Annotated in this window: 8 protein-coding genes; all 8 read right to left on the minus strand. The window is 52.8% G+C overall.

Going from position 1 to position 10,775, the window contains the following annotated elements; all coding sequences use genetic code 11:
• Positions 1 to 437: 437 nt before the first annotated feature.
• The gene (locus DC522_RS34440) at positions 438 to 1,184 is read right to left on the minus strand and encodes a hypothetical protein (RefSeq protein ID WP_133239418.1); all 747 of its coding nucleotides are present in this window, start codon (positions 1,182 to 1,184) and stop codon (positions 438 to 440) included.
• Positions 1,185 to 1,279: 95 nt separating this feature from the next.
• On the minus strand, positions 1,280 to 1,420 hold the full coding sequence (locus DC522_RS35175) for a hypothetical protein (protein WP_165820391.1): 141 nt from the start codon (positions 1,418 to 1,420) through the stop codon (positions 1,280 to 1,282).
• A gap of 167 nt (positions 1,421 to 1,587) precedes the next feature.
• A complete protein-coding gene (locus tag DC522_RS30745; RefSeq protein WP_133239419.1) occupies positions 1,588 to 2,481 on the minus strand; it encodes a hypothetical protein in 894 nt (297 codons plus the stop codon).
• Between the two features lie 127 nt (positions 2,482 to 2,608).
• Positions 2,609 to 2,923 (minus strand): protealysin inhibitor emfourin, encoded by a 315-nt coding sequence (locus DC522_RS34445; protein WP_133239420.1) that lies wholly within the window; start codon positions 2,921 to 2,923, stop codon positions 2,609 to 2,611.
• Between the two features lie 318 nt (positions 2,924 to 3,241).
• Positions 3,242 to 4,288 (minus strand): M4 family metallopeptidase, encoded by a 1,047-nt coding sequence (locus DC522_RS30750; RefSeq protein WP_245444700.1) that lies wholly within the window; start codon positions 4,286 to 4,288, stop codon positions 3,242 to 3,244.
• Between the two features lie 164 nt (positions 4,289 to 4,452).
• Complete coding sequence (locus tag DC522_RS30755; protein WP_116532285.1) at positions 4,453 to 6,285, minus strand: alpha-keto acid decarboxylase family protein; 1,833 nt, start codon at positions 6,283 to 6,285, stop codon at positions 4,453 to 4,455.
• Positions 6,286 to 6,303: 18 nt separating this feature from the next.
• Positions 6,304 to 9,957 carry a M20/M25/M40 family metallo-hydrolase gene (locus DC522_RS30760; RefSeq protein ID WP_116532286.1) on the minus strand — a complete coding sequence of 1,218 codons (3,654 nt, stop codon included), beginning with the start codon at positions 9,955 to 9,957 and terminating at the stop codon, positions 6,304 to 6,306.
• Positions 9,958 to 10,399: 442 nt separating this feature from the next.
• The coding region (locus DC522_RS35540) for an integrase core domain-containing protein (protein ID WP_133239421.1) at positions 10,400 to 10,775 on the minus strand (376 nt) is incomplete at its 5' end.

Below are 10,775 nucleotides of genomic sequence, written 5' to 3' on the forward strand. Positions count from 1 at the left end.
CGTTTCAACACACATCACTCTGAGGGACAGCCACCCGCTCCGCTACTGCGTGAGCGGCAGGCCCATTACGGCATCTAAATCAAAGTGGCATTAGAACCTGGATAAGGTAGTCCTGGGAGGGCCAGGCACATGTATTATGTGTTCCTGTCCCGCAATATTTGCGATAACTCTAATACATCCATGGTCAATTTTTTCTATCTTGAAATCACCGCTAATAGGGTTAGCGTCGTCACTCTCAGCAAATTTGTGCAATATTCGCTCTAATACTGCACGAGCCCATGAATCTGGCGTGTGGATATTATCTATATGATCTAGGATATACTTTTGCTCTATAACTTCTGTTTTCCTGCTTATTGGACGTTTTGCCATTCTGCGTGCCCCCGATTTGCTTTGACTTAAGATACTTCGCCATGGACGCGCCGTAAACAAACAAATGATTACCACCTTCTCCTCAGTAGGGGGGCCTTACCTCCGACGTTCTTTAGATCTTCCCCCAATAATTTAAGTTCTTGGTAGAGCGTGTTAACAGCTGGAAGGACTTCTTGTTTGAAACTGGCGCCAGTGCCATGTATGAATATTGATCTCGGTGGGCGTCCGGCATATAAATCTGGCAGTTTGTCGAGTACGGCCCATTTTTTTATGGCTTCAATATTTTCCAAATTGATAATAGACGTGAGAAAATCTTGGTCTAAATGTACTCCATAACGCTGGATTAGTTTATCGACTCGTATTGAGATTTGTTCAGGGAAACTTGATAGATGTTTTCTCCATGTGTACGGTGGAAACACTGCTCTGTTATCATCCGGATTAAAATTGAATTCGATTGAACGGATACTTTCGTCGGAAAATATATCTTCATCAGGTCGAATGGGTCTATTCAAGGAATGCTTAAGTATGTCTTCCCAGGTCTCGATAAAGAAACTTAACATACGATTCGCTTCGTTGTATGCGGCAAGTCGGATCAACTGCGTGCTTTGTCGATCGCGTGTAGCAATTAGTCGATCTATTAGCAAAACTGTAAAGACAATACCAAGCGCCTCTGGCAGAAATTCACCCGGAAGCAGCTTCCATCCAATATCACCCTCAAGGTATTTCTTTAGGAAGAACGTTGCGGTCAAAATGCCAAGCGATACAATAGATACAGAATGTCTGCTTAACCAACTGCGAATTCGTGATGTATTCATAAGGTTTCCCCAAGCTCTCAACAATTCATACACCAGTAACTTGACTTTGCTGGCGCATGAAGGCAATTACCCATGCCTTGAACGCGCGGTGGTCTTCAGGCGCTGACGGTGGCGAGGATAGTGCCGAAGATGGCGGCTCCTGGGGTGAGCCGAGCGATATCGACGACGATGCGGATGGCGGCGTCGCCTTCAGCCGCCCACATGGTGCGGTAGCCCATGCGGCTCAAATCTCTCATGCTCGCCTGCTTCCATGATCTCGATCAGTCCCACCCACAGTTCGACTGCTTCCGGGGTGATGCGATGGCCCCGCGCCTTCGCGACTCGTCTCTTCACCGGCATGGGTTAAGTACGAGGTAAACGCCGGAAGTTTGCAATAAGCCCCAGGATGCCACCGCGGACGAGATCAAGGCGTTACGCTGCGAAGTGGCCCCCCTCTCTGGTCGAGGAAGCCTGCCATTTCGTCCATCTGACGCAGTGCGACGCGCATGTCTTCGTGGAGCTTCCTTAGCCGCCGTCTTGCGAGTAGCCGCAGTTTGCGTGCAGCCATTTCTTCCCCTGCGTTCAAGAGCGCGCCAATGTCCTCAATAGTCTGCCATGCCGACGCAAGAAGCAGTTGCATGCCAGGCAAGATGGTCTCCCTGTCAGCTTGGATCATCGCGTTCTCGAGTCTAACCAGGGCGTCGATCACTTCGGGCTCGATTGGATGGAGGCGGGCATCGTTCTTACGCTCTGTATCTAAGCGCGTACGGAACTCCCATGCTGTGCCTGCGACCCGGTGGCAGTGGGTGCGAGCCCCGTTCAGCGCCGCTTCCGAAGTTACAAGAGGATATAGGCGAGCTTGCGCCTCCTGAACCTTCTCGTTGAAATCGCCCTCTATCCGGTTCAACACGAGGAACTCGGTGCTCTCGATTAGGGTTCTGTGCGTCGCGCTCAGTTCGGTGATAAGTTCGCGAAGCTTGTCCGCAACACCGATCTTTTTCTCGTCAGGGATTTTATGGAGCGCCGCCATAGTGCGTCCGACCTCATCAAGATATCTCTCGATCGTCCGAGCGGCAACGGGGACTGCCTCATCGCTGCTGGCTTCGAGGCCGCTCTGTGCTTCTTCTTGCTTTTTTCTTTCTTGGCTGCGCTCATATCTCGTACTGAATACATAGGTGACAAAGACTGTAACGACGAGCCCTAGAACCGCAACTGCGATCGCAACCCAGTCTCCAGCCGGTGTGGACAGCAGGCTCTCGAAGAGGCCTTGGGCCGCGCCGCTCACTGGCACAATCGTTAATCCAGCCATGGCTGCCAATCCCGCGGCTCCGTACGCACCGAAGCGGGCGATCTTCCAGAGCCTAGCATCGCAATGTTGGGCTCAAGCGTTTAGTAGCGACAATCCTGACAGCTAACCAAAAGCATCTCACAATGGCGAGCCTTTATCAATTGCCTTCTGGCGTTAAATTTTTGGCTATCCAGTCACTAAGGTCAGCAAGTTCCTGAGTCATATCAGTGTTGAAAACATTGGCAGTGTGTGTTCTTTGTCCATCTGAAACAGTTATCTTTGTATTGCCAGCAGATGCAGCTATCGGTTCCTGTGGTAAAACCGACGGCAAATCAAAAAAACTTGAACGTTCAAGTAAACCCTCGAATTCAGCTTCCTTATCCTTTGGCACTTGAGCCGTAGAACTTTGCGCGGGCATGAAGCTATTCCCGAACTTCCAAGTGACCTTGAACTTTGGATCGCTATCCGGCATGGCTGATAAACCTAGAATATGAAGCCTTAACTAGAGTTCGGACCAAGCTACGTCCCGGTGACGAGAACCTATCAGCGGCAAGCCCAGCGTCCTCCGCTTAAGGGAGCCGGGCCACTTGCCTGGGTAGGCTCCTGGTCAACAAGACTTGCCATAAATTGAGCCTGATCCTATTCGGTCCAGGCTCTTGCCAAGGTGCTAAGAAAGCCAAGCGACCCACAAGGTGTAAGGGTGCATAACATGCCACAGTCACCATTCATGGTATGTTGCGCGACCTTTTCAGCACTCTGCTACAGCCGCAACTCGCCATTATGGCTGACCTTAGGCGCTGGGAGCTTCGACCTTCACCTCGTCCCAAGCAGCACTAACTACTCTTGCAACGTTCTCATCGAAATGCTGACGCGCATAATCTACAGTCAACGCGCGCATCTCGGAAAAAGTTGCGTCCCTCCCCAACCTGCCGCCGGTGAGTACACCGTACCAGATTTTGCCGGCACGATCCCAAGCATTACCTCCGAGCTCCACAGCCGTCAGGTAAAAGGCCCTGTTTGGGATACCAGAGTAGATATGTACACCACCCCAATCGTTATCATCATCAATAGGCAGTTCCACGTAGCCATCCATATCCTTCGGTTGTGGATCTTTACCAAGACCGTTTGGCGTTGGATCATCATAGGCTGTTCCTGGATCTTTCATCGACCGCAGAGCTGTCCGCACCGCGCCTTCTTTTGGCACGAGCAATCCCTTGCCAAGCAACCAGTCAGCCTGCTCCGCGGTTTGGCCATTCATTCTCTGCTTGATAAGTGAACCAAAAACATCGGCGATTGACTCGTTCAACGCTCCGGATTGTGCTTGATAGCGCAAGTTCGCGGGAGAAAATTGAATAACTCCATGTGTCAGTTCGTGGCCAACAACGTCAACAAAGTGAACAAATTTCGCAAACAGCTTATTATCACCATCACCATACGTCATCTGCTCGCCGTTCCAAAAGGCATTGTTGTAATTGTTGCGATAGTTAACCGCGGAAATGAGATCCATTCCTCTGCCATCGATAGAGTTCCTACCGAATACTTTTTGGTAAAAATCCCACGTTTCGCCTGAAAGATCATAGGCAGCGTTTACGTCTTCGTCCCCGGTAGGATCTTCACCCTCTGAACGCACATGTTTAAACTGAAGATTTAGCGTGGTTTCACAATCCCAAATCTGCCTGTTCTTAGTGGGGCTTGGCGCAGCTCCTGCTGCCGGCGCTGCTGGTGGTTGGGCTGCTTGACTCGCCCAAAAGTTACGAGTTTGTTGTACAGCTTTTCGTTCAAACAATGCTTGGCTCGCAGCAGCTTGAAGCTGTGGATCTGTGGCAGTGTCAGCCAAGTGCTTCAAAATGTAGGGCGGGACTACATAGCAGATCGTTGGGCGTTCGCAGCATCGGCAGTTAAGTCTATTGAATTTGTACAACATGGTGCGTACCTCCTGTATCGTGTTCGCGACGAAAGCAGAGCAGAGATTTTCTGTTCTGCGTCTTGCAACGCTCAACCCTAGTTCAGACCGGCAACAGCTATCTGCCCCCCTGGCTCATTATCTTTGGACCCCAAAGCTGCGTGGCTAAGTGGCTGAAGGCTCGCCCGGATCTCCGGAGGCACATCGCGTGCTGGCAGGTCTACGGAAATCAGGCAAGGTTGGTCAGTTGACGATTTAGCATGATCGAGTGCTGCACGAAGCTCGCTGAGTGTTCTCGCTCGGCGGCCAGAGCAACCCAGTGACTCCGCAAGTTTGACGTAATCCCAGCGTGCTAGCTCGTTGAAAAACACTGGCTGCTTCGCAGCATCTTGATAGTAAGTCTTGTCTACCAAGAACTGCTCAATGGCGTAGAGGCCGTTGTCAAATACGAACACGATCGCGGGCTGCCTATAACGTGCAAGCGTAGAAAGTGCTGTTGCAGTCATTTGAAATCCACCGTCGCCCGCAAGTGCTACCGCACGTTTGCCACCTCCTTCGGATAGCGTCATACTAGCTCCTACGACGGCGCCAACTGAGTACCCTATCGACAGCCAAGCCGCTTGTGCGATGAAATGCTTGCGCTTCCTTATCAAGAGCTCGGCAGCGGGGAACAATGCGAAACTCGTATCGACGACTACGAGCATGTTCTCATCGACAAATGAGTGCAGAAGTTGGAAACAAGTCTCCCAAGTCAGATCTGGGTCAGCAGCCCCTGTCACACTAGCCTGCACCATCGCTGTTGCTGAAGCTCGAAGCTCAGCAGTTAATTGTGTGCGTTGGGCGGCGTGAAACCCTGGCGGCGCTGTCCAACTGCGGACAGCGCCGTCAGCTTCCGGTCGACACCGTTCGACAAGTTCGCGGATGAATCGGTCTAGAGGTACATGCTGGAAAACTTCGTGACCAATGCGGACAGCGTCGCTGGAAGCTAAAATCATTCGCTCATAGCTCTTCTGCACCAGGGAGCCGTAGAAGTCTGAAAGGATTGTCCCAAGTGCTATCAAACAGTCCGCGCCTTCTACAACTTTCTTTGTATTATCAGGTGCCCAAAGGCTGTCATATACACCAATAAACCTGTCATTATCCTCAGAAATAAGCGATTTACCTAGCAGCGTTGTCGTGTACGGCAGTCGTGTGAGGCTGACCAGCTCCTCGAATGCATCCTCGACACCCAAGCGCTGTAGCTCTTCGCCGCCCCAAAGGACGGGGCGCTCCGCTGCTCGTAGCCGCTCTGTGACGCGATCCACGGCACTCTTCACAGAAGCCTCGACAGCCTTCTCGTGTGCTTGGTCAGACGGCAGTCGTGCGAGCGGCAGTTCCGGGTGCTCAGGGCGACTGCAGGAGTGTTCCCAAACACCATCACGGACTTCTAGGTAAACTGGGCGCTTTGATGCGAGGCACGCACGCAGCACGCGATCCACCTGTGCCGGGGCGTCCTCGCCGTCCGTTATGACAGCGGTGGCCTCCGTAATCGGGCGAAAGATGAGCTCGTCCGTACGCAAGGGATCGATGGCGTGTGCGAAGAGAACACCCTGCTGGACAAGCTGTTCAGCCTTTTTGGCATTGGCGCTGCCATTGATCACCACAACAGGGCAGCGCTCCACGTAAGCTCCAGCTATGGCATTAAGTAGGCTTAGTGAGCCAACCCCATAAGTGACACACGCCACGCCCAGCCCATTGAGACGGGCGTAGGCATCAGCTGCATAGCCCGCCTCCATTTCGTTTGTGGTGCCAATACAGGTGATTTTTCCCGAGCCCTGGGCAGTAATCAAAAAGCTTGCAGTGTAGTTTCCTGCAACTGCAAAGATGTGCCTGAGTCCAAGCGCAGAAAGTCTATCAACGATATAGTCGGATACAGTGTATACATCTGGCATTGCTGATGATCCTGGGATCTAGACGAGTTCTGCAACAGCTTTTGCGCCTGTCAGCCGATCAACCAACGGAGGCAATCCGAAATGTTGAAGTAAAATAACTTCGGCAGTCTCTAGAGCGCCTTCAACCCAACCTTGCTGACTCGACCACGCTTCGCCACAGATATATAGGGGTACGTTGGTAAACGGCTTACGCATTCGTTGCATTACTTGGCTTGAGCGCTCGCCAATTTTCCAAAAGTGCCAACCACCTCCGAACGGATCCTGCGTCCAATCCTGAGCAACTACGGCGTAGGGCATGAGCATGTCGGTATCCGAAAGGCCGTGTAGCTCGCGCAGCTGATCCTGCAATTCACGGACGAGTGAGGCCCCGGCAACAGAGGGGTGCGTTATGTCGAACACAGGTACGCCTGGCAGAGCAGCAGCAACAGGCGGCTGATACCGAGTTGGATCGCGTGCGAGGCCAGCCCAATACTCGACCGAGGAGCCGTCATTGTAGCTCGCCATAAGAATTGAGCCTGTCTGAGGATTGCTTGTCGTATGCCAGTAGTAACATTGGCGCACAGGCAAATCGGTCACCGACCTGCCTGTCCTAACCCACCGCGTCTTCTGCCACCACGGTTGGCGGTAGGCCGCAAAAATTTTAAAGCCAGGCTGTGGTAGAACAGACCGCAAATCCTCCTCAAAGTTACGTGTGCCCCTCAGCCGATTTGTAGGCTCATCGTTATATATGGCAGGATCAAATATGAAACTTTCTGGATGCATAAGTTCGATTGCTCGGCGCGGCAAGGCAAGTATAACATGCCGAGCGTGACAAATGTGCGGATTCCGTGCACGTCGGAATGTTGAAAAGTTACCCTGGGTATTTACGTCAAAAACAAGCTGCAGGCCTTTTTCTGCATGTCGATCGACCCTATGAAGCCGATGACCCATCCGGGTTTCACCGCCGCACTCGTCGCGGAAGCGTCGTTCGATCTCAAGTGGCAACGATTGAAACCCACGGTTCAATGCTAAGTATTTCGCACCGGGAGCAAAGTCAGCAAGAAGGAACGGAATTGCGTCAGCTGCACTCCAGTTGCTGACAATTGTTTCGTAACCTCCGGCATCACGGACCAAAAGAAATGCTTCTTCGCTCAGCTCATCAAGGAGCAAGTTCCAAAAGCCGGTATTTCGGTAGCGCTCCGGCTCGGCCGCGACCCTTGCTTGGTGACGCAAGGCAACCTCGATGAGCAGTTGCCCCGGACTTCTAACCCGTTCATTGCGGTCTAATCGGTAAGGTGGCACAAAGGATGGACGATCCCAGTCGGCGCCCGTGAAATGCTGCCCACGCAAGTAAAACAGGTGCCGTTTTTTGGAATCGTCTACCGGCAGAGTTCGGGACTCCAGCCCGAATTCTGCCACAAGACTATTTACCAGCTTATGACTATTGAGGTACCGCATGCCGCCGAGTTCAACTGGCCTATTAACAGGCGTACCCGGTAGCACTTGAGAGTAGAGCCTGCCGCCGACTCGGGTGCTCTGCTCAAACAGCACGACTCGCAATCGCCGGTCGGGATGCCGCTGCGCGAGTTCGCTTAGGCTAGGGCTAAGATGGCCAAACTCGCGGAGTTGCCAGGCGGCGTGAACACCAGATATGCCGGCACCCACTACAGCAACGTCAAACTCTTCCGCTTCTGGAGTAGGAATCAAGCTTGGTGGGCGCGATAAGAAAGCAGTCGTGAATGCTGTATCAGAGCGCCCGCTCGACACCATTGAGATGGCTGCGCCGACTGCACGAGTTATATCAGCAGCGTAGTTCGGGTTTATGTTTTCTGAGACATCATCAGGTTGATGATAATACTCGTTCATTTCCGCCGGAGCTCCAAGCGGACCAGCAAACAGATCCTCGCTTGCACAGCACGCAGCATATCCATGCTCGTTAAATGAGGTATGATCACTTCGGCCGTCAGCGGGATCTCCGCCTGACGGCTCGTCTTTCGGGTAAAGCTGGGCCCTGGCCAGATCCGGGGATACTTGGCTCGCCATTATGCGCACAAGTTCGGCCAGTGCCTCCGATTGCTCCTCAACAGCCCGTGAGGGAGAGAAGCCCGCGTGCAGCTCCCAGGAGTTTGGTGCCTGTCGGTTAAAACCGATCATGTCCATTTGAAATACAGCGATGATCTGGGCGCCCAGAGCGTGCTGAAGGCGAGCATAGGCCCGACTGCCCACTAGCCCTTCTTCCTCAGCGTTGAACAGCACAAAGCGAATTGTTCGGGCTGGCCGTGCACCTGCAGTTATAGCTAGGATGCGCTCGGCAAGGGTAAGCACGGCCGCTACGCCGCTAGCATCATCGTCGGCGCCAGGTGCAGGGTGCTGAGCTGCATGGTACGGTTTCTTATTCGCCGCAGTTGAGTCTAGATGTGCTGTAACTAAGACGAGCTCCTCTGACTCGCCGCGGAGTTCAGCCTCGACGTTGTGCAGCGTTTGCCCTCTGTGAGTGAACTGATGAAAGCTTACATCCATTCGACCACTGCCAAGCTTCTCGAACTCGGCTGCTAGAGCCGTTACCGCTCTCTTATTGTCAGGGTGATCCACATGACGGCTTTCAATGTTTTTGTCGGCGCCTGACCCAGGCGGCTTTTTGTTACTATAGCGTTCGATGCGATCCAGCAGTACTGGACCTTGAATTTTCCCAAGCTCTTGAGCGATTTCATCAGGTAAAGTTGGCACTACGGCTTTGAAATGGCCCGTGGCGAAGCCTATTGGTGCCTTTCGCGCAACCTTCAGCAGGGCAGGGTCGGGAAGAAGCTTTAGTGTGTGGCCGTGACGTGTCTGGCTGAAATGCAGTTCTTCCAAACTTTGATCCGGAGGTAAGGCGACAACAATGCCTTCGGCTGTTGCTTTGATGGCGAGCGGTGGCTTGGCCGGGCTAGGTGCGATAAACAGTTCCGCTGCTTCTCCTCGCGGGGAGAGGAAGCCAGAGCCAGCGGCGGCATCGTCTCGCAGGATAAATAGGTCCGTGCGCTTCGGCAGGTCCGCCGTACCTAAAACATCTACGTTAAGCGAGGCAAGTGGTCCATCTGCGGCATGCGCTAGACTATCTAGTACCTCTGACGTCGTGATCGCATATACCACCGTTCCACCAACTCCCGCCACGTGCAGTGGCACCAACGGCAACTCGGTGAGGGCCTCACGCCAGTCAGCATCAGATGTCTCCGGCGAATCAGGCGCAACAATCCGTGCGTACCAAAGCGCGTGCTCATTAAGAACATCACGAGCAAGGAGCGGGTGTGGGCAGGCAACAAAGCCTGCTTCTATGGCGTAGGCTCGTTCGTGTGCAGCCTCGCCGACATACAAACAAAATTCCGGATGATTTACGAGTCCGGCTCGCTCTGCAGCTAGGACGAAAATTTCCTTCGAATTCTTGGTGAGATTTACGTCCTTGCTGTAAATTCTTAAATTCGAATCAAAAAACTCAAGAATGCCAGTTTTATCTAATAGACTGTCGACTTCAGATCCGGCATCATCACCAGTATTGGAAATTATGCCGAGATGGTTACCTTCAGATTTTAAAGTCTCTAACACATTACGCACAAAGGGGTATACTATAAATTCCTTAAGGCGCTTCGGCTCACCTGTAAGTTTCGCTTCGCCGAGAGTGTCGCCAAGATCGAAAAAGATAGCGCGCGGCTCCATACCATACTCCGACTTGACCACCTGACGGTTTATATTATTCGAATAGAAAGCACAAGTACTATCTCAAGTATAAGCTGAAGACTTTCTACTCAAAAACTGCTCACAAACAGAAGAGGGATAGTTATTATTGCTTACCTCTTATTCTCTCGAATTTGCACCTTGTCTCCAGCCACAGCTGACCGGAGCATAGGGCAAGATTCCCCTGAGGGCCCTCATTCCACGGTTCACTCAGCCACAGAATCCACGCATGAAGCTTATCTATGTCTGATACTGCTGGCGAACTCATCACGCTGGGATGGAACCCATCATGAGCTTGGTGAATGCGGATTGACGCGTTCGTGCAAGTGGCGTGCCAGCGAACCAGGCACCGAGCCGCATGAGGTTCATGGCGGCCGCCGTCAGTACATGTTGCAGATGCGTCTTTGCTAGGTGTGAGTTCTGATCAGGTTGTTCCGGCGAGAGCCTGAGCCGGCGTTTGTCGGCCGAGACTACCATGCGGGCGCTGCTGATTGTACCAGGTCAGCCACCGCGGCAGATCAGCGGCCCGAGCATCCGACGAGGAGAATGGGATCGCATAGGCCCATTCCCGCAGGAGTGTCTGGATGAAGCGCTCGGCCTTGCCATTGGTTTTAGGTGTGTAAGGACGAGTGCGGATGTGCCGCATCCCGAGCATCCGCAGCGCTTTTTGGAACAGCTTGGCGACGTAGCCATACCCGTTATCTGATCTTCCCCCGATTGTGTGGCTCTCCCGCACTTTGCGTGGATGAGTCGCAGCAACGTGACCTGATCCCGCCGATTTCCATCGGCAGAGCGGAGCA

It is taken from the genome of Microvirga sp. KLBC 81 (genome assembly GCF_003075415.1).
Classification (GTDB): domain Bacteria; phylum Pseudomonadota; class Alphaproteobacteria; order Rhizobiales; family Beijerinckiaceae; genus Microvirga.